Consider the following 20224-nt stretch of genomic DNA (forward strand, 5'->3'; position numbering starts at 1 on the left):
TCAGATATACTTAACCAAGGGGTTTTCCGTCAACTGAGAATTGCACGCGGTACAGCGAATGCCGGCGCTCACACTTGCCACCGAGCTGTTCTACCATTGCATCTATAATTAAGCGGCCTAAAGATTTATTCGGTGCTTTTTTGCCGAATATCCGGCCATTGTCCTGATATTCCACGTCCGCTATTCCATTTCGAATCTTTACCTGGAGCGAAATTTTAAGGATTTGATCTTCGGGTGGAACGGCGTGTTTCAGGGAGTTGGTAAGCAATTCGTTGAGCAACAGACCATATGAAAGTGCCTGATCTACCGGAAGGTTAAACGGATCGATATCTGTTTCTACTATGAGCGGAAAGTTGCAGCCCGCTTTGTGTGGCTCAATGATTTTGCCGGAATATTCGCGGATTTCAATGGTTGAATTATCAAAGTTATTGATATTATAGGAAAACAGATGGTGCGCGAGTGAAATCGTTTTTACGCGCGTGTGAAGATGTTCAAATTTTTGTTTGTACTGTTCGCTTTGGCATTCATCGCGTTCAAAACCTATTAAACTCAGGATGACCGAAAGATTATTTTTTACGCGGTGATTCAGTTCCCGCACCAGGAATTCCTTTTCCTGTACGTTTTTTTCCAAAGCAGCATTTTTATCCGAAATACTTTCATTCTGAATCCTGATGCGCTCCTTACTTTTTGAGACAAGCTTGAAGAAATAAAGCAGGATAAGCATCGAAAAAAGAAGCAGTAAAGTTCCTACAACCAGAAAGCTGTTCCATTTTCTCGTATTGCGTACGCTGAGTGTAAGCTTTTGCGCACGCAACTGATTGGTTTCATAGTGGTACATCAGGTCGCGTTCCTGTACCTTGGTGAGGCGCTGCGCTTCGTTTTCCCTATTTGTCCACAGTGCAGCGACCTTGTAGCTTTGAAGCGATTCGCCGTACTTTTTCTGCTTCTCTTCTATGCGGCTTTTCAGACGGTATATTTCTGACATGGTATCAAAGGATTCCACTTTAGAACCTAGCGCAACAGCGGAGTCATTGTATTGCTTTGCGGTGGAAATCTCGCCGCTTTTCAGATAAAAATTGCTTAGCTTATTATACATATTCGCCGCACCGTTGTGATGACGGTAAGATTTGTAAAGCCGCACCGCCTTCAGGAAATAAGGCAAAGCTGTATCGGGGTCGCTGTAGTTTTCAAAACCCAGGAACATGTTAAGTGCCGCACCGTTTTTTCGGTCGGTCACGCTTTCAGCATATTGTTCGGCCTGCATATCGAGCTTAAGCGCAAGTTTATCATCGCCAAAAGTCCGGAAGTACGAACTTTTCCTCATCAGAAAATACGTAAAAAAAGAAGTTTTGAGGTCAGAATTTTTTAGGAAGATTTCTTCAGCGTCCTGAAGTTCCCGGCGACAGTTGAGTTGATTCAGGCCCGTCTCGTAAACCAACGCGCGCTGCATACGGATACGTACCTCCTGCTCCGGTGTTAGGCGGGGACGGACTAAGATGGTTTGTGAAAGTGCAAATGACTCCTCATGAAGACCCAAAGCATTGAGACACTCCAGTTTAAGGACATCGAGCTCAGTTTGTTGCTCCATCGAAAGTTTAGCGCGATTTGAATTTATCAGGCGCAACGCTTCCCGGTGATTTGCGTAGAGCGCTTCAGTTTCGACGGTTTTCTTCAATTGCGAAAAATTGCTCTGTCCGGAAACCGAGAGGCAGAGCAACAATGTGATCGTGCAGATGAAGAATTTTCGCATTAAACAAAACTAATCATTCTTCGGATAAAATATTAAGAAATAAATCAAGCCGAAATGGCTGGAAATTTTTTGAACGTTATTTCTATGTAAGAACGACGAATATTTATTGCTTATACAGCCTGAGAATCTCAACAAGTTCAGGAATTGACTTTATTTTAAGCTTCTCAAACAGTCGGTTTTTGTACGTGCTGATCGTGGATGAATGGAGATTCAACTGATTGGAAATCTCTTTTAGCGGAAGACCTTCGGCCAATTTGTTGGCAATCTGCAATTCGCGGTCTGAGAGTACTTCAACAGGGGAAGTTTTTTTGGTACCACTTACAGATTCAAAAAACATCGCTTCCTTCACGGCTTCACTGGCATAACGGCCAGTGGTGAGCATGGATGTAAGAGCAGTTTCAATTACGCTGGAAGAACTTTGCTTGCTCAGGTAACCGCCGGCACCCATTTTCAGGTAACGCATGGCGTACAGATCTTCGTCCTGAGAAGAAAAAATGAGGATTTTAAGGTTGGGCTGACGGTTTTTAATATAATCTATCGCTTCCTGAACGGTGCCATTAGGCATATTTACGTCCATAATAGCCAGATCCAGTTCTTCTTTTGAGATTACTTTGTATAAATATTTAAAATCTTCTACTTCAGTAATGATGGCGTCCGGTAACAGGCGTTTAACCGTCTGAATAAGACCCATACGCACAATACCATGATCATCTGCAACAATAATCCTAACGTTTGCTTTTAGCTCCTTCATTCTTTCAATTTAGGTAAAAAAAGGGAAACATTGGTTCCTGTACTTTCAGATGAAACGATTTTGATACTTCCCTGCATCAAGGATATGAAATTTTTAACGATTTTTAAACTTAATCCTACCCCTATTTCACCGGCGGTTCCCTGAAATACCGGATTTTCATACGTGTAGATGTTCGATAAAAACTTTTCGTCCATGCCAGTTCCGGAATCCACTACCGAAATTACAACCTGATGATCTTCTGTAACTTCCTGTAAATAAATATCTTGGCCAGGCAAAGAGTATTTCACGGCGTTGTTAACAATTTTGTCGAGAACATACTGAAGCAGTATCCGGTCTGTCTCAACAAAAGCCTTGGTATCACCTTTAAAATAAAAGTTAAGGTTTTTTTGTTTTAAATCCGCAACGTATTTTTCCTGCAGATCGTGAAAAAGATCCACCACCGGGATTTTCTCAGGTTTAATCTTGTAATCGCCGTACTGCGTTTTCAGCCACGCGGTACTGTCCTGCACGGTTTGCAGATTTTTCTGCGCATCGCTTTTCACCTGGGGCAACAGCCTGAAAAAATCCTGTTCAGATATTGTTTTTTGCTCGACGGCTTCTATCAGCCACACAAAATTTCCAAAAAGTGATTTGGAGTCGTGAGCCAGAATAGAGATCAGTCCGTTCTTAAAATCAATTTCGTTTTGCAAGCTTTCGATCTTGGATTGCAGGTCGTTTAGGTCATTCATAACAAAGTAGGAAACAAAAATACTTCAATGTTATTTAAAGCATAATTATGATTTACCTTTATCCATTTCTTTGCCAAAATATTTTCTGATCATGTCCGAAAGTGTCTGTTTTAGTAATGGCTTGGTGAGAAAATCTGACATTCCGGCCTGTAGGCACTTTTCTTTTTCACCCGGAAGACTTCCTGCGGTGAGCGCGATAATCGGGATCTCAATATCCTTTTCAATGGTTCTTATTTTCTTAGTGGCTTCAATTCCATTGAGGTTTGGCATTTGGATATCCATCAGAATAAGATCCGGACTTTCCTTCTGGTACTGTTCAATCGCTTCATTTCCATCTTTTGCATCGATGATTAAAGCGTGGGGCAGAATATCGCTTAAATAGGTTTTGGTCAGAAGAAGATTGATCGCATTATCTTCCGCGATCAGGATTTTTAATTCATTACTGCTTACTTCACTGGCAACATTTTTTATCTGCTCCGGTTTTTTCTTTTCAGAATTCTTTAATGTAGACAGAACCTGATACATCTGTTTCATCCGGATTGGCTTCACAAGCCTGTTTTCTATCTCCAGCTCGTCACATGCATCCTGCAGATTACCGTCGTCAGACGAACTGTACAGCACGATATACGGCACTACATGGGAAGGGTCAGGCGTTATATCCTTTATTTTTCTGATGGTTTCAATGCCATCCATAACCGGCATGTGATAATCCATAATAATCACATCGAATTCGGACTTATCCATAATTAAAAGCAAGGCTTTCAGGCCGCTGTCGCATTCCACTACTTCGATATTCTTCCGTTCGAGCATCCTCTTCAGGATTTTACGGTTATTATCATTATCGTCTACAATCAGCACACGCTTGATATCGGTTAAGCTCAGGTCATACTCTTCTTCTACGGTATCGAACTCAATATCAAAGAAAAAATCGCTGCCTTTCCCCTGCTCGCTTTCTAACTGCAGAACACTGCCGGCAAGTTCTAAGATCTGATTCGAAATCGTGAGGCCAAGCCCCGTTCCGCCATATTTTTTAGTAATACTGCCGTCTTCCTGTGAAAAGGCGCTGAAGATAACCGCCTGTTTTTCTTTGTTTATTCCAACACCGGTATCGCGCACTCCGAAGCGGAATTTCTTTTTTCCTTCGGCTAAATCAGCCAGTACTTTCACATATAATACAATCTCACCTTCCTCGGTAAATTTTAGCGCATTGCTCAGAAGATTGACGAAAACCTGCTTTAGGCGCATTTCATCGGTCCAGATATATCTCGGAATGTTTTCGTCAATATCGATGAGCATTTCGAGCCGTTTTTTAGTGTTACTGTAGGCAACAATATTGAAGGCTTCTGAAACGAGTTCTTCTATTTCTACTTTATCGAGATTGAGCTTAAGTTTTTGCTTTTCTAATTTTGAAAAATCCAAAATATCATTGATGATGCTGTACAACGACACGCCGGACTGGTTGATAATGTCGAGATACTGCCTCTGTGTATCGTCCAGTTTGGTTTCCAGAAGGAGTTCTGTAAAGCCGATAATTCCATTTAAAGGCGTTCTGATCTCATGACTCATGTTGGCCACAAACTCAGATTTCAATTGATAGGCTTTTTCGGCTAACTCTTTTGCAGCAACAATTTCATCCTCCATTTTTTTTCTTTCGGTGATATCCACAGCATTGGCAATGACCTGTACCTTACCGTCTACATCTTCGTCTATCGCACTCATAAAGTGCCAAACCGCTTTTTCTCCGTTTTTTTTGCGTACCGTCATTTCACCAGAGGCATGGCCCGAAGTTTTGATCTGTGCCAGGTACGCTTTTACATTTTGATGTTTTTCCGGAATGACGAGATCGTAAAGGTTGAGGTGCTTCAATTCTTCTTTAACATAACCGGAAGCCTTAAGACCGGCTTCATTTACATCCAGAATATATCCTTCGTCATCATGTATACTGATTATTCCCTGGTTTTTTTCAAAAGGATCACGGTATTTCTGTTCATTTCTTTCGAGTAATTTTTGTTTGGTGGTAAATTCTGTAACGTCCCTTCCGATGGTGTACACCAGTCCGGACTGCGGTTCAGGAGTACACGTCCATTCTATCCATCTCACCGCACCGGATTTTATGATGTATCTGTTGGTGAAATTGACTACAGAATTACCCTGTGCCAGTACTTCCATTGCCTGCGTGGTGCTTTGCCTGTCTTCCGGATGAACAAATTCGATAAAAACTCTGCTCATAAACTGATCGTCGCTCCATCCAAGCATTTTCGAAAAGGTAGGATTTAATTTTACGAATTTTCCGTCCAACGAAAAAACACCTAGTAAGTCATTTGAGGTTTCGAAAAGTGCATCATAACTGTTGAGCCGCTGTTCCTGTTCTTTATAAAAAAACCATTTTGAAGCCTGCCTCACAACCTTTTCAATAATCTGCTGAACTTCCTCATCAAAGTCTTGCACCTGGTTGGCAAAGAAATTCAGATGTCCGGTCATATTGCCATCAAGACCCGAAACGGGATAACTTCTACGGAATTTAAGATCCGCATGTTCAGGAAGATAAACAGAATCGTCATCATTCATTTCAAAATGAGGATTGACGGGATAAATTCTGGTAACAGACGCCTCGGTAGAAGCCAGAATATAAACCCGCTCTTCCACGGTAATACTCAAACTGCAATGCTCCATGTTGGTCATTTTAGCGGCCGAGAAAACCAAAAACTCAAAAACATCGGCATATTTTTTCTCCAACGTATGTAATTTATCGGTAGCGTTTTGATGTGCGAATTTGCTATTGAGGTTGTCCATAAGGAGAAGATATTGTTAGGATGTGTACTTAAATTGCTGTAAAACTGTAGTAGACATTGACAGAGTAAGTGCTGCTTTCCTTCCCGACCAAAGTTTGAGCACCTGCGGGTGGAATGGTGTATCTAACATTGAGTTCGCGGTCCAATACCGGGGTTCCGTTCGTGAGTATTTTTTGCGGGGTTTTGGATAAGGGCACGTTTGCAGAACTTCCCTCCAGCCCAATCTGTAAAATATTGGAGTTAATGGCGGTCTGAACGCCTCCTTTTTTAAAGTAATTTTCGTCTGACTTTACGTAGAGTTCGAAATTCTCATTGTTGGACAATTTGATTTGTTTTTGAATCGTCTGCGACTGCCCATTGGCGTAATGGGCAGCGGTATTAAAGTTGAAATTTACATTCTGTCCGGAACTCGGTATGGTAATCTCCGACCGCGGGAGCACTTTCAACTGCACAGCCGTATTTTGAAGGCTGTTTATTGAATTATCTGTACTTCTGGCACTAAGGTTCAGTTCAAAAGTATAGGTTCCGGCCTCAAAAAATTGAGTTTTAAAATCTTCTGCAGAAACATAAAGTTCCGGCATGAAGCTGTTTCTGTTTCCCGGAATCACACCGAAACTGGCAGCGGAAAAATTCTGAAAAGTGGACGATAAGGCTTTCGTTGTAAGTGCCGATCCGTTACTGCCCAGTTTAATGCTGGCTATATTTCTGGTTCCCTGGGTTCCTTTGGAGGAAATGAACTGAATATGGTTCGCTGCAGCTTTCGCCCATACATTAAAATCAACCGTATGACCGATTTCGGCATTACCCAAATTACCCAAAACCCGCGTGCCGGTAATCCGGTAGTCATTCAGCGAGGAGATTTCAATATATTTTGTAGGAGTTGTCGTTAACCACCTGACGGATGCCGGTACAACTAAAACAGTTCTGAAATTACGCGGCGTAAAATCATAGTTCTGAGTGATATTCATGGAGTAATTGCCCGCCTGAAAAGCGTTCGCAGCAAACTGAGCTGCAGGAATCTTGAACGTGAAATTAATATTTCCGCGGTTAAATCCGCCGCCAAGTACCGATGAAGGCGGCTCAAACCATCTTACCGCCCCTGTGCTAAAGGACTGAAACCCCGGTAAATAACCCAAATATCCGGTAGATGGCATTTGCCCGCCCATACTTTCCAGCTGCCAAAGAAGAACAGTAGTGGGTAAGGTCAATGAGGAAGATAACTGAACAAAATTTGCACCTGACGTGGAGGTAAATGTAGGACTTACGGGACCTAATCCAAAAAAAGCATAATCCCAGTTCGTTCTGTTGGTGTACATTACCGTTGTGGGCAATGAAGTAAATTCAGACCTGTTAAAAATATTATCCTCAGGAATTGACAGGTATACATCCTGCGCTTTCACCGTCACTGAACCTACGCAAACGGCAAAAATCCCTGATAAAAAAAGCCTCATCGTTTTCACACTTCTAAATTTAAAACTTTTTCACCTTTATGGTGGTGTTTTTCTTCTTATATTCAAAAACTAAAACTTCTGAATATCCCTCTTTCGTTACCTGAACGGTTTGGCCTGGCTGTGTGTAGCTGTACTTGTCGTTTTCAATATAAATCGTGTATCTACCGTCTTTCAGGAAGAATTCAAACTCATTATTCTGATTAACAACAGCAGTATAAATTTTGCCGTCTTCGCCTCTTGCGTACACCACGATACCGGTCACATCTGTTTCCAAAACATCGTAAGCCTGCTTGATTTCAATTAATTTTCCACTCACTCTGATGTTTTTTACCATTCCTACTTTGCGGTTGATATTGCTGTTCACGGTAATTACAGGATCCATCATCAGCCGCGCGCCAGCACTTTCGCTCACTTTCAGCGTATACACGCCTTCGGGTACATTCTGGAAAACGACTTTCCCGTTTTTGTCGGTCATCGCAACGAAGCTGTCAAGTTTCACGATTTCATTTGCAAGCACTTTCTCGCCGGTTTCAAGCTGTCCGTTTGAGTTTTTGTCTTCAAATAACTGGAAGCTCACTTTGTGATTCCCAAGCGCGGTAGCTGCTGCAAAATATTTTTTAATGCCCACCCGGAATTGATAATAGCCGCTACTGTCAGCGTATGCTGCAGTAGTTTTATAACCTGAAATATTAAAATAACCCGTGGAAGACCAGGATGGTGAAATTTTATACTCAATATTTCCGGATATATTGCTGTTCAGGTTTTTATAAAGTTCAGAATAGGATGCTCCCGCCGATAATGACCCCGTAAGACTGTTGTTGGGAGTCTGGAAATTGTACGAAGCAAAAAGATTGTAATTGGCAAAATTTCGGTCAACATCGTAGTAAGAATTCAGATCAAAAACATTGTTGGCATTCCATTGGGCTGTGCCGTTCAGCGAGAAAGATTTATACCGGTAACTTAGGGTAGTCCTCAAACTGTTGAACCACTCTTCCTTATTATTTTCTTTTGAATAAGAATATTCAGCCATCAGGTTTAAGCCGTGCACACCCAATGTTGTACCGATATTTGTTTCAAAACGGTATGAAAAAAGCTCTTGCGAGTTGTAAAAATTTGCAGTTTTCTGTCTTTCAACTTTTGGTGCAAAAAAGAAATTCCACTTATTCGCAGAAAACTGATAACCTGATGACAATGCTTCTGTACTGTTGAAATAGTAACGGAGATCCGCTGCACCCGCTTCGGCAGGCGCATTCTGAAAACTCAGGAATTCCGGAATCACTTCTGAATTCTGATACTGAATAAATGCCCGCTGCGTTGCCGAAAACTGATAACCAATTCTTTGATTTGAAAAAAAAGACCCACGTTTGATGCCCGCATAACTTTTGGTTGAAAATGAATTCAATGACTGGAAATGCCATTTCCCGATTTTCCCATCGTAATTTGCAGCAAGTAAAACACCGGCATTTTCGTCAAGATTTGCAAGGCCTTTTTCGTGGCTAAAGCCAACTTCTGCGCTTATGGTGTGTTTCTCATTAATGATAATTGAGGATGTCGCGTTCGCAACCTGAGTGTCTACATTAAAACGCGGATCGTGATCATATAAATAAGACACTTTCCCGATGAAAGATTTACCGTTCCCAAAACCATATTTTGCACCGATAAGTTTGGAACCTTCAGCCTGCTGAAAATAAGTACCGAAAAGATTAAAATTATTTTCTAACGCAAGAATTTCAAATTGATTTTTTTCGCCGAACTGTCTCGAAACTTTCGCGCCTCTTCCGAAAACCGGATAATCGTAATCACTGCTGTTGATATTTCCAAGGCGCAAAGCTGTATTTCTTCCTTCCAGTTCAAGCCAGGTATCATAAATGTTGTAGCGCCCGTCTTCAAGATAATAATCTGCGCCGAGATTGAAGCGTGATGTTAAATTTTCGTTTACACGAAAGGTGGAGTTTCCTCTCAGCTGCGCAAAATTAAAACCAGAACTGTTTGCGTTATAGGCAAGTTCAGCAAAATTGCTTCCCGTCGTCGATTCATAGCCACGTGCAACCTGTCTGTTGTTCGATAAAATAACCAGATGAAGCGTGTTGCTACCCACAATTTCATTATTGAATACATCTGTGGCACTTGCGGTTATATTAAATTCGGGGAAAAGCGTATTCTGCTTTCTTACGAGAATTCTGATCTCTACGGACTGTTTTTCTAAACCGGCCAGCGTGAGGGTTTGCTGTCTGGGCAACATTTCCAAACCATCAGGAATCGACTGCAGATCAATTTTTACTGTTTTTTTATTGTAACCTTGATTTTCTACCCATAAGACAATTGAAGATTCAGGCGCGGCAGGATTAATAAAGTTCTCATAAGACGCCGTGTAAATCGCGATGTTATTGTTTTCCTCCCTTTTGACTAAAAAAGACGCACTTTCAGTTTTTGAAGCAGGTGAGCTGGTGTAAGAAACATTAAATTTAATCTCGTTAGATTTCAGTTTCATGAAATCAAGATTAGCGATCAGTTTTACAGGAATTTTTTTGGATGCGCCTGCGCCCAGGGAAAATTCATCTTTAGAATAATAAAGTAACCCCGGATATTTCTCCTGAGGCGTGATATTCTGAATGGTAATCTCCGCAGAACCTTTGTTTTCAATTACCAGAAAATTGGTAAAAGTTGAACCTTTTTCTACAGCAACACTTTCATTTTCAAAATAGACCGCGATATCCTTGCTCTCCTGCGCATAGGAAAACGAAAGTTGCAGAAAAACCACTGCCAAAAGCAGTAATGTTCTTCGCAGGATGGATATCGATATGCTATTTTGTGCTGCCAAACTGAATATTAAAATTTAAAGTTCTTTTCGCCTACGCGCAAATCATTGGAGCCGGCCATTTTTACGATAGCCACGCCGAGGAAGTTTCCTGAAATATTTTCAGGCAATGTAAACTGAACGACCTGATTGGTCTGCGGAAGCATGGAAACCGAAACTGCCGGCAGCTTAATCTCTTTTCCGCTGTCTGTATTCGTCAGTTCGAATTCTACGGTAGCATCGTTGATGGTATTGCCGTCATTATGGATGCTTATTGCCACTTTTCGCTCTGGTACTCCAGGATTAGAAACTTCGGCAATGTTGGTGATGTCAAGACTTTTCACATTGTTTCCCGGCGGTGTGTAGAAAACGTGAAGACCCACCTCGAATAAAGTAATGATACCAATCCCGTTCTGAACGTTTGCCTTATCTGCCTGCTGCGGAAGTTGCGTAAAAAACAACATGCTGTTCGTAACGTCCGATTTTGATGCGTTAGTCGGAATTTGCATTGTAACTACAATCTCTTTTGTGCTTTCGGCCGGAACTGTTACCGTATTTTCCAGTGTAGAAAGCCACGCAGCGTTTGAGATTTTAGAAGATCCGGCATCAGAATAAACTTTGTTCCCGTCTACTTCTCTTACCCAGTCTTTATAATTAAGATTAAAAACATAATCTTTATCAGAACTGTTGTGCAGTGTAACAGTCTGCGCTACTTTCTCGCCCGGATTTCCTGTGAAAAACAAGCGTGTAGGCGACATAGAAATACTTTGTGCCAGCAGTGAGGATGATCCTGTGACGACGAGAAAAATGAAAATGTGAAAAAACTTACGCATAATGTGATTTTAAAAAAATATTAAAAAGAATCCCGAAACTACAGAAAACGAAACTAGCGAACCTTTTTAAACGAAGAAAACTCCTGAAAAAAGTTTCCTAGTTAGCCTCCATTTGTTTTACTGCTTTGTCGGACTTTTTTCAACACTACAAATTTACATCGGTCGCTACATCTTCTATGTAGTGCAAAAACGAAGTCTTTGTAGTAAAATAACTACACGTCCCGTTTAAAAGAAAACCCTCAACATTTTCAGATGCTGAGGGTTGGGTATATTAAGATGTGTTTTTATTAAAGAGCAGTAGCAGTGTATGTTACTGTTTGAGTATAAGTTCCGGCTGGTTTACCAAGGATTTTTGAAGAAGATGATTCACTTGCAGGAATTGTATAATCAAGGTTCAATGTAAGTGCGCTACCAAGCGGAGCATTTGTAACTAAATTCTGATCTTCCGCAGATAAAACAACGGGGCTTTTTGTACCGCCCATAGTTCCTGCATCTGCTGCAGCCTTGATCGTAAGTACATTCACAGGAATAAGATTCGTCCCGTTCGCAAAATTCAAACCACCGGCTTTTACCTTTACGTTAAAGTTTTTTGTGGATGTAACTTTCAGCGCGCTGAGCTGTGCTACAGACTTAGTTGAATTGTAATCTGCAGCAGAAGAATAGTTGAAACCGATTGTTCCACCACCAGCAATACTTCCTGCATCAATTGAGATTACGTCGTTAAGCGTAATGTTAACAGTTGTGGTAGCTGTGGTTTTTTCCTGAGCCTGAGCTGTAAAAGTTCCTAGTACAATTGCTCCGAAAGTTAATGCTGCGATTGTCAGTGAATTTTTCATAATGATTATTATTTGTATTATTTATTTTGTTTCCTTTTAACACTGCAAATTTACAGCGGCCCCAAGAGCTTACTTGTAGTGCAAAATGGAACTTGATGTAGTAAAAAAACTACACGGACCGCTGAATAAAAAAAAACCCTCAGCATCACTGTGCTGAGGGTTTAATTTTTTTTCGGCGTTATACTATAATGCAGTCGCGGTATAAGTTACTTTCTGGATGTATGTACCTTTGGGTTTTCCCAATAGTATCTGTGAAGCTTTTTCTGCGGAGATTGAGTAGTTGATATTTAAAGACTGCGTTGATCCTAATGAAGCATTACTTACCAAAACCTGATCGATGGCGGATAGCGTAACTTCCTTCAGCGTTCCGGAAAGGTTGCCGCTGGGCGCTGCTTCTATCTTTAAAACATCTACAGGAATAAGGTTTGCGCCGCTGACGAAATTAGCGCCGTCGGATTTTACTTTAACGTCGAAATTTTTCGACGAAATGATTACCAAACTGTTTGGAACGGTCACATTTTTCGCAGAACTGTAATCACCGGGATTCGAATAACTAAAATCCACCGCTCCGCCTGAAGCCGCACTTCCCTGATCAATTGACAGCACGTCCGCCAAAACAATGTTGACAGCGGTGGTAGCCTGCTGAGAACCTTGGGCCTGAAGATCATGGATTCCAAATAAGGAAGTCCCTAGAAACAGCGCAGCAATAATGGTTTGTCTATTCATAATCAGATTTTTTTGCAAGCTGTGCCGTTTTCTTTTTTATATAATAATATTTTGAAGCTTGTAACTCAAAAATAATACTATTTTGGATATCACCAACCATTTGTTTAAATTAATCTTTAGAAATCATAAGTGATAAATCCCTTGATTAATAACTGGTCCGTACCAGTGAACAGTGAAATCACGATATTCTGTTTAAAAATCATCCCTCATACGTACTAGCGAAAAACCATTAGAATCCACTTTATTTGATTACATTTTACTTTATTTAAAAAAAAATTAAAAGTGAAGCAGAATTTCTGTAAATGATAAAACTTTATTCCTCAAAAATTACGTAGCGGAGACTGCAAGGTTTCTGCTCTTTTTTACACAGAGTCTTAAAGCATAGCCAGAAAAAAGCGTTGTCAGAAAATTCCGACAACGCTTAATTTATTTGAGATAATCAAAAGTGATGACCTACGCTTCACAACTCGAACAGGTCACAAAATTCACCATCATTTCTTTTGAAACGGACGAACTTCTTTGATAATATAAAGTCTTCACGCCTTTCTTCCAGGCTTCGATGTAAAGGTAATTCACATCTTTCACCGGCATTGTAGACGGAATCTGAAGATTCAGCGACTGTGCCTGATCGATATACTGCTGTCTCTGCGCGGCCTGAGAAATAATTTCCATTGGTGAAATCTCTCTGAAGGTTTTGAAAACTGCTTTTTCTTCGTCGGTAAGTTCTGCCAGATGCTGCACAGAACCGTGATTAAGCATAATCGTACGCCACGTTTCTTCGTTGTCGATACCTTTCTCCTGCAGAAGTTTTGCGAGGTATTTGTTCTTGCGCATAAAGTTTCCTTTTGCAAGACCGGCTTTGTAATAATTCGAAGCAAACGGCTCGATTCCCGGCGAAGTCTGACCTAAAATCGCAGAACTGGAAGTTGTAGGCGCAATCGCCATTGTAGTCGTATTTCGCATTCCGTAACCTTTCAGCAACTCCGGTTCGCCATAAATATTTGCGAGTTCTTGAGACGCTGCTAAAGACTGTTCTTTGATCTGACGGAAGGCGCGCGCATTAAACTGCGTAGCTTCGAAGCTTTCAAACGGAATCATATTTTTCTGAAGGTAAGAGTGATAACCTAAAACTCCCAAACCAAGCGCACGGTGACGCAGCGCGAAGTTTCTTGCTCCCGATAAATAGTAGTTTCCTTCCGTTTTTTCGATAAATTCAGAAAGTACCGCGTCAAGGAAGTAAATTGCCAGTTTCACGGCGTTGGTATCTTTCCATTCGTCGTACAGTTCAAGGTTCATTGAAGACAGACAGCAGATGAAAGATTCTTCTTCCGATGAAGGCAGCATTATCTCGGAGCAAAGGTTACTCGCGTTGATCGTCATGCCCAAATCTTTATAAACCTGGGGCTTGTTTCTGTTCACGTTATCTGAGAACAAAATGTACGGCAAACCTTTTTGCTGGCGGCTTTCAAGCACGCGGGCCCAGATTTTACGTTTGTCGGTATCACCGTCGATCATATCCTGCATCCAGTAATCCGGCACGCAGATACCTGTAAACAGGTTCTGGATCGGACTTCCAATATCCTTTATTGACAGAAATTCCTCAATATCGCCGTGATCAATATCCAGATACGCCGCGAAAGCTCCGCGGCGAACACCGCCCTGCGACACCACGTCCATCGCGGTATCGTAAAGTTTCATAAACGAAACTGCGCCCGATGATTTTCCGTTGTCGGTCACGGCTGTCCCGCGGTTTCTCAGCTCGCCGAAATAGCCCGAAGTTCCGCCACCGATCTTGGTCTGCATGATCACTTCACCCAGTTTATGCGTGATTCCTTCAATATTATCGGGAACATGAACGTTGAAACATGAGATCGGCAAACCGCGCTGCGTACCCATATTGGCCCACACAGGCGATGAAAAACTGATCCAGCCTTTGGTGATCATTTCCTCGAAAGCGGGCTGTAGCTCGGGCTTGTAGAGTCTTTTGGCTGCTGCGGTGGTAATCCTTTCTATGGCGCCTTTCACGGTTTCGCCTTTCAGCAGGTAGCCGCGGTTCAGCATTTGCTCAGACTCCTCGTTGAGCCACCAGATGTTTGTGTTTTCTTCCATTATTTTATGCTTTTGGCAGAATGCACCGTTGCATTTTGCGCTGTATTTTTATTTTTTTAGGAGCGCCAATATTTTTGCTGCTTCCGAAAGGCGTACCCGCTCTCCGCTGTATCTTTTGCTCCGCTGGGCTCCGCAAAAGGATGCCGCTGCGATCGGGGCTATAAGTTCGGGCATTTTCTCTTCCGAAGGTTTTACAGAAGTACTTTTCGGCGCTCGCTTCGCTCGCGCCCCACGACTTCTGCGAAAACACTCTTTATTACTATAAATTTGAATTTTCAAATAAGTAAATCAGCTGATCTAATTTTTTATGAATTTTTTCTACTTCAATTTTTAAATCGCTAATATCTTCCTCAAGATTTTCTTTATTAACATCTATTTTTGAAGGCATTTCCCTATAGATGTTCTCTAAACTTTGATAGATATGTTCAAAGTAATCATCCTGTTTTTCGATTTTCTCAATTATTTCTTTCATCAAAATTGTTTTAAAACAAATCGTTCTCCGTAATACTCTTGTCGTGTTTCGTATAATCAACAGGTCTTTTCGCGAAGAAATCGTCCATTGAATTGGCGAAAACCTCTTCCTCAAACCAAATCATCGGCTTGTAATCTTCAGCCGAAACATTGTATCGCGTATCCATGCCGATTTTCCTCAGACTGTCGTCTACACGGTATTTCATAAAGTTCAGCAGGCTTTCTTTCGACACATTGTCGATTTCCCCCATCTCGAAAATCCAGTCAAGGATTTCAGCTTCGAGCTCAATTGAATGGTCAACAAGTGTGTAAATATCTTCAATATCCGAATCGGTGAGCAATTCCGGCTGTTCCTCCCGGATTTTATTGATAAGGTAAATGCCCGCATTGGCGTGGATCTGCTCGTCAACGGAGGTCCAGGCGATGATGTTCGACACATTTTTCATGTATCCTTTGAATCTCGTAAACGAAAGGATGATCGCAAACTGCGAGAAAAGCGACACGTTTTCAATCAAAATGCTGAACAGCAAAAGCGACGAAACATATTCTTTCGGCGTGGTGGAATTGGCGTGTTTGAGGATATTTGAAAGGAAATCAATCCTTTTTTTGATCGCGGGAATTTCAACTACATGGTTGAACGCATCATTATAACCCAAGACTTCCAACAAACGCGAATAGGCTTCAGAATGGCGGAACTCACACTCTGCAAAGGTAGATCCCAAACCGTTGAGTTCCGGTTTCGGCAAATGGTTGTAAAGGTTTCCCCAAAACGTTTTCACCGAAACTTCAATCTGCGCGATCGCCAGCAGAGCGTTTTTCACTGCATTTTTCTCGTGAGGCTCCAGCTGCGACTGAAAATCCTGCACATCTGCGGTAAAATCTACCTCGGAATGAACCCAAAAAGATTTATTGATGGCTTCTACAAATTGCAGCACCTCCGGATATTCGAATGGTTTGTAGTTTACTCTTTTTTCAAAAATTCCCATAGCAAAGCGGATATATTTTACAAAATTAGGCTGCCAAAGGCAGTAAAAGGTTTGTTGTGATGGAGACCGGACGTGAGCAGATATGAAATACACATTTCCGGCAGTTCACAAAAATAGAGATTTGGTTCACAGCAGAAAAGGTGCAATATTTAATGTATTGACAGTAAGCGATATAAGTTTTCCACAATCTGCGAATCCGTTAGCCATCGGCGTTTCCGGCGTTCGTGAAAAGCGGCAATTTTATAAAGACAATTTCTGCACTCAAATTTACATTTAGTCTTTAAAAATTCTGTCCTGACGTGCGAAATCTCACTGAGTAATGCGCAACTACGCGAATTCAATAACCATTCAATAAAACTGAGCTAAATTGTAACAAACACAAAATTTAATACACCAATCTTGAAAGATTTCTGCTGAATGTTACTAATTAAGGACTTACACAAATCATACGATACCGGCAAAAGTAAACTGCATGTGCTGAAAGGCATCAACCTGACCATCGGTGAAGGTGAATTTGTCTCCATCATGGGTAGTTCGGGCTCTGGAAAATCTACGCTGCTGAACATCATCGGTATCCTGGATGAAAAAGATTCGGGAACTTATGAACTGGACGGAATTCCGATCGAGGACCTTTCCGAAATAAAAGCCGCTGAATACCGCAGTCGATTTCTCGGTTTTATCTTTCAGTCCTTTAATCTGATTGGCTACAAGACCGCCCTTGAAAATGTGGCGCTACCACTCTATTATCAGAACGTTTCGCGGAAAGAGCGCAACAAACTCGCCCTGGAATATCTTGCGAAAGTAGGTCTTGCCGAATGGGCAACACACCTGCCGAATGAACTTTCGGGCGGACAGAAGCAACGTGTCGCGATTGCGCGCGCACTGATCACGAACCCAAAAGTAATCCTGGCAGACGAACCTACCGGCGCGCTCGATTCTAAGACCACTTATGACATCATGAAACTTCTGCAGGAGATAAACAGCGAAGGCAAAACCATCATCGTGGTAACGCATGAACCTGACGTTGCCGCACAGACAAAAAGAAATGTGATCCTGAAAGACGGTATCATAGAAAGTGACGAGATGATCGTGCAGCGCGTTTTGGCCTAAAAGTGATATTTTTAAATATAATAATTAACGGTAAGAAGTCTGCGGACTGCTAAACCAATGTTCCCCATAGAAAATGTTTGATCTAGACCGCTGGCAGGAAATATTCAGTTCGATCCGGAGTAACATCCTTCGGACGGTGCTTTCGGGCTTTACCGTAGCGCTTGGCCTATATATTTTCATCGTTTTATTCGGAATTGGTAAAGGCTTGCAGAATGCTTTTTCTGAAGGTTTCACGCGTGATGCCCAGAACCTAATCAGCATATCAACCGGAAAAACCACGATCGCGTATGACGGTCTACAGTCGGACCGTCAGGTTACACTTACCAATCAGGATTATGACGCGATCATCGATTGGGATCCCGAAAAAGTACAGTTTTCCACGCCGAGATATTCCACCAATCTAATGGTGAAATACGGCAAAGAAAGTGGCAATTACCAGATCAGCGGTGCCAATGAAGACGAAATAAAGATTGAAAACCGCAAAATTCTAAATGGCCGAACCATCTCACCCGGCGATGTAGACCGAAAGGCAAATGTAGCCGTGATCGGCCGTATGGTGCAAAGGGATTTGATTAAAGACGGCAACCCTGTCGGGAAAGATTTAATTATCAACGGTACTTTTTTCAAGGTGGTCGGAGTATTTTCGGATGACGGTGGCGACTGGGACGAGCGCATGATCAGCATCCCGATCACCACACTTCAGCAGATGAAAAAAGGATCGGACACCGTGAGCACCGTCTTTATCGCCTATAATGAAAATCTGACGCCCGAAGAAGCCATTAAATACGGTGATCAGATCAAAAAAGAACTTAAAGCCCAGAAAAATGTGTCGCCGGACGATGAAAATGCGGTGTATGTAAATAACCGGGCGGAAGGCCTGAAAGATTCGTTTATGTTTCTCTTCGTTATTACGATGATTGTTGGTTTTATCGGCCTCGGAACTTTGCTCGCCGGAATCATCGGGATCAGCAATATCATGGTTTACATCGTGAAAGAAAGGACGCAGGAAATTGGGGTACGGAAAGCCATCGGGGCAAAACCAAAGAGCATAGTCGGGCTCATCATGCAGGAAAGTATGGTTATTACAGTAGTTTCAGGGCTGATCGGCGTTGGCCTTGGCGTTTTGACCTTAATGTTAGTCGGTGACAGTCTGGAGAAATATTTCATCAAAGACCCGAATGTGGGCTGGGGCCTGATACTCGCCGCATTTGTCTCGCTTGTACTTTCGGGTTTGATTGCGGGCTTTGTGCCGGCTTACCGTGCGAGTAGGATCAAACCAATCGAAGCATTAAGGGCAGAATAAAAGAATTTAAAAAAGAAAAATTCAGATAAAAAGAAACGGACTGATTTACCGCAAATCTAAGAACCAATGAACATCATCTTTAAAGCAGACACCTGGCAGGAGATTTACCATTCTTTGAGGAATAACAAGCTCCGCACTTTTCTCACCATGATCGGTGTTGGCTGGGGCATGTTCCTGTTCGTAAGTTTGCTGGGCGCGGCGAAAGGCATGGAAAACGGCTTCAACAAGCTCTTTTCAGGTTTTGCGACGAATTCAATCTTTATGTGGGCGCAGAATACGAGCATCCCGTACGAAGGTTTTCCGAAGGGACGGAAAACGGATCTGCATCTCTCTGATATTGACTTACTTGAAAAGAAAATTCCCGAAATCGATTATATCTCGCCCCAGAATGCCCGCGGAAATTTCGGTTCTCCGCCAGAGCAGATGTCTCGAAACGGCAAGACTGCTTCCTACACGCTGACAGGCGACTACCCTATCGGTAATAAAATCTCGGAGAAAAAACTCATTTTCGGACGGTATATCAACGATGCGGATGTTTCGGCCAATAAAAATGTTGCCGTGATCGGTGAAGAGATTTACAAGAACTTTTTCGATGCGAAGAAAAATGAAAACCCAATCGGAAAATCATTTAACATCAAAGGAATTTTCTTCAATGTAATAGGCGTCTTTCGTGTGAAACAAAGCGGCGGTGGCGGCGGAATGAATAATGACAAAACGGCGTTTATCCCACTTTCAACTTTTACCAAAATGTACAACGACGGTGATAAAGTCGGCTTTTTCGCAGTGGTAAGTAAACCTGACGCTGACTTGACCAAAGTGGAAGAAAGTGCCAAGAACGTCTTAAAAGAAAAATACAGAGTTTCGCCGGAAGACACGAATGCGTACGGCAGTTTCAACCTGGGACGTGAATTTGGCAAACTGACCGGTTTTTTGACCGGAATGCAGCTTTTGACGATAATCGTGGGCACTTTGACGATTCTCGCGGGTGTCATCGCGATTTCAAACATCCTTTTGATCACCGTAAAAGAACGGACGAAGGAAATCGGAATCCGCCGGGCACTTGGCGCAAAGCCAGCAGAAGTGCGGAACCAGATTTTGCTGGAAAGCGTAGTGATTACGCTATCCTCGGGATTGCTCGGATTCATATTCGGAATCTTGCTGCTGATGGTCGTGAGTTTCTTCACAAAAGACCAGGATTCGTTTCCATTCTATAACCCAACGGTCAATTACGGTGAGGTTTTCGCGGCAATGTCGGTGATGGTTTTGCTCGGTTTGATTATCGGAATGATTCCGGCGCAGCGGGCGGTGCGGATTCGGCCGATTGAGGCGCTGAGGTCTGAGTAGAGTTTGGGAGTTGGAGAGTTTTTGAGTGCTAAAGTGGATGAGTTGGAAGTATTTGAGTTTTTGATTAATGGTTGGTACTGATTTAAGGTTTCTATGGGTGACCATTAAAATAAAGATGGAAAATAGAAATCTTGAACAAATTGAACCACTTAAACAATTTGAACAAATTGAACAAATTGAACGATTTGAACCTTTAAACAATTTGAACAATTATATTATTATTGAACATCTTGAACA

15 protein-coding genes are annotated in these 20224 nt (G+C 42.0%); 3 read left to right on the plus strand and 12 right to left on the minus strand.

Going from position 1 to position 20224, the window contains the following annotated elements:
• Positions 1 to 10: 10 nt before the first annotated feature.
• From QEP06_RS10325 to QEP06_RS10380, 12 genes are all read right to left on the minus strand, one after another.
• A complete protein-coding gene (locus tag QEP06_RS10325) occupies positions 11 to 1675 on the minus strand; it encodes a sensor histidine kinase (RefSeq protein ID WP_285270183.1) in 1665 nt (554 codons plus the stop codon).
• A 178-nt stretch (positions 1676 to 1853) separates the two neighbouring features.
• Complete coding sequence (locus QEP06_RS10330) at positions 1854 to 2501, minus strand: response regulator (protein ID WP_285270184.1); 648 nt, start codon at positions 2499 to 2501, stop codon at positions 1854 to 1856.
• Positions 2498 to 3229 (minus strand): sensor histidine kinase, encoded by a 732-nt coding sequence (locus QEP06_RS10335; RefSeq protein WP_285270185.1) that lies wholly within the window; start codon positions 3227 to 3229, stop codon positions 2498 to 2500. Before QEP06_RS10335 ends, QEP06_RS10330 begins: the two co-directional genes overlap by 4 nt.
• 45 nt (positions 3230 to 3274) lie before the next feature.
• A complete protein-coding gene (locus tag QEP06_RS10340; protein WP_285270186.1) occupies positions 3275 to 6022 on the minus strand; it encodes a PAS domain-containing hybrid sensor histidine kinase/response regulator in 2748 nt (915 codons plus the stop codon).
• Between the two features lie 28 nt (positions 6023 to 6050).
• Complete coding sequence (locus QEP06_RS10345) at positions 6051 to 7472, minus strand: hypothetical protein (protein WP_285270187.1); 1422 nt, start codon at positions 7470 to 7472, stop codon at positions 6051 to 6053.
• Between the two features lie 19 nt (positions 7473 to 7491).
• Entirely contained in the window at positions 7492 to 10293 is a 2802-nt protein-coding gene (locus QEP06_RS10350; protein ID WP_285270188.1) for a hypothetical protein, read from the minus strand.
• An 8-nt stretch (positions 10294 to 10301) separates the two neighbouring features.
• Complete coding sequence (locus QEP06_RS10355) at positions 10302 to 11102, minus strand: Fn3-like domain-containing protein (protein WP_285270189.1); 801 nt, start codon at positions 11100 to 11102, stop codon at positions 10302 to 10304.
• Between the two features lie 287 nt (positions 11103 to 11389).
• Positions 11390 to 11938, minus strand: a complete 549-nt coding sequence (locus QEP06_RS10360; protein WP_251833858.1) for a peptidoglycan-binding protein LysM — start codon at positions 11936 to 11938, stop codon at positions 11390 to 11392.
• A gap of 183 nt (positions 11939 to 12121) precedes the next feature.
• On the minus strand, positions 12122 to 12664 hold the full coding sequence (locus QEP06_RS10365; RefSeq protein WP_285270190.1) for a peptidoglycan-binding protein LysM: 543 nt from the start codon (positions 12662 to 12664) through the stop codon (positions 12122 to 12124).
• A gap of 453 nt (positions 12665 to 13117) precedes the next feature.
• Positions 13118 to 14776, minus strand: coding sequence for a ribonucleoside-diphosphate reductase subunit alpha (locus QEP06_RS10370; RefSeq protein ID WP_285270368.1), 1659 nt, complete (start codon positions 14774 to 14776; stop codon positions 13118 to 13120).
• Positions 14777 to 15032: 256 nt separating this feature from the next.
• Complete coding sequence (locus QEP06_RS10375) at positions 15033 to 15245, minus strand: hypothetical protein (RefSeq protein ID WP_285270191.1); 213 nt, start codon at positions 15243 to 15245, stop codon at positions 15033 to 15035.
• A gap of 10 nt (positions 15246 to 15255) precedes the next feature.
• Positions 15256 to 16230: a ribonucleotide-diphosphate reductase subunit beta gene (locus QEP06_RS10380; protein WP_285270192.1), complete on the minus strand. Its 975-nt coding sequence runs from the start codon at positions 16228 to 16230 to the stop codon at positions 15256 to 15258.
• 417 nt (positions 16231 to 16647) lie between these two features.
• Here QEP06_RS10380 and QEP06_RS10385 point away from each other — a divergent pair, with 417 nt between their 5' ends.
• The 3 genes from QEP06_RS10385 to QEP06_RS10395 all read left to right on the plus strand — a co-directional run bounded on the left by QEP06_RS10385 (position 16648) and on the right by QEP06_RS10395 (position 19987).
• On the plus strand, positions 16648 to 17340 hold the full coding sequence (locus QEP06_RS10385) for an ABC transporter ATP-binding protein (RefSeq protein ID WP_251833864.1): 693 nt from the start codon (positions 16648 to 16650) through the stop codon (positions 17338 to 17340).
• A 73-nt stretch (positions 17341 to 17413) separates the two neighbouring features.
• Positions 17414 to 18643 carry an ABC transporter permease gene (locus QEP06_RS10390; protein WP_285270193.1) on the plus strand — a complete coding sequence of 410 codons (1230 nt, stop codon included), beginning with the start codon at positions 17414 to 17416 and terminating at the stop codon, positions 18641 to 18643.
• Between the two features lie 66 nt (positions 18644 to 18709).
• A complete protein-coding gene (locus tag QEP06_RS10395; RefSeq protein WP_285270194.1) occupies positions 18710 to 19987 on the plus strand; it encodes an ABC transporter permease in 1278 nt (425 codons plus the stop codon).
• Positions 19988 to 20224 lie beyond the last annotated feature (237 nt).

Origin of the sequence: Kaistella rhinocerotis (assembly GCF_030243905.1) — a bacterium.
Taxonomy (GTDB): domain Bacteria; phylum Bacteroidota; class Bacteroidia; order Flavobacteriales; family Weeksellaceae; genus Kaistella; species Kaistella rhinocerotis.

Excerpts from the sequence above, each read along its gene's own strand:
- QEP06_RS10395 (WP_285270194.1), top strand. The coding sequence starts at position 18,710 with ATGAACATCATCTTTAAAGCAGACACCTGGCAGGAGATTTACCATTCT.
- QEP06_RS10375 (WP_285270191.1), bottom strand. The coding sequence starts at position 15,245 with ATGAAAGAAATAATTGAGAAAATCGAAAAACAGGATGATTACTTTGAA.
- QEP06_RS10340 (WP_285270186.1), bottom strand. The coding sequence starts at position 6,022 with ATGGACAACCTCAATAGCAAATTCGCACATCAAAACGCTACCGATAAA.
- QEP06_RS10360 (WP_251833858.1), bottom strand. The coding sequence starts at position 11,938 with ATGAAAAATTCACTGACAATCGCAGCATTAACTTTCGGAGCAATTGTA.
- QEP06_RS10380 (WP_285270192.1), bottom strand. The coding sequence starts at position 16,230 with ATGGGAATTTTTGAAAAAAGAGTAAACTACAAACCATTCGAATATCCG.
- QEP06_RS10335 (WP_285270185.1), bottom strand. The coding sequence starts at position 3,229 with ATGAATGACCTAAACGACCTGCAATCCAAGATCGAAAGCTTGCAAAAC.
- QEP06_RS10330 (WP_285270184.1), bottom strand. The coding sequence starts at position 2,501 with ATGAAGGAGCTAAAAGCAAACGTTAGGATTATTGTTGCAGATGATCAT.
- QEP06_RS10390 (WP_285270193.1), top strand. The coding sequence starts at position 17,414 with ATGTTTGATCTAGACCGCTGGCAGGAAATATTCAGTTCGATCCGGAGT.
- QEP06_RS10385 (WP_251833864.1), top strand. The coding sequence starts at position 16,648 with ATGTTACTAATTAAGGACTTACACAAATCATACGATACCGGCAAAAGT.
- QEP06_RS10355 (WP_285270189.1), bottom strand. The coding sequence starts at position 11,102 with ATGCGTAAGTTTTTTCACATTTTCATTTTTCTCGTCGTCACAGGATCA.
- QEP06_RS10345 (WP_285270187.1), bottom strand. The coding sequence starts at position 7,472 with ATGAGGCTTTTTTTATCAGGGATTTTTGCCGTTTGCGTAGGTTCAGTG.
- QEP06_RS10365 (WP_285270190.1), bottom strand. The coding sequence starts at position 12,664 with ATGAATAGACAAACCATTATTGCTGCGCTGTTTCTAGGGACTTCCTTA.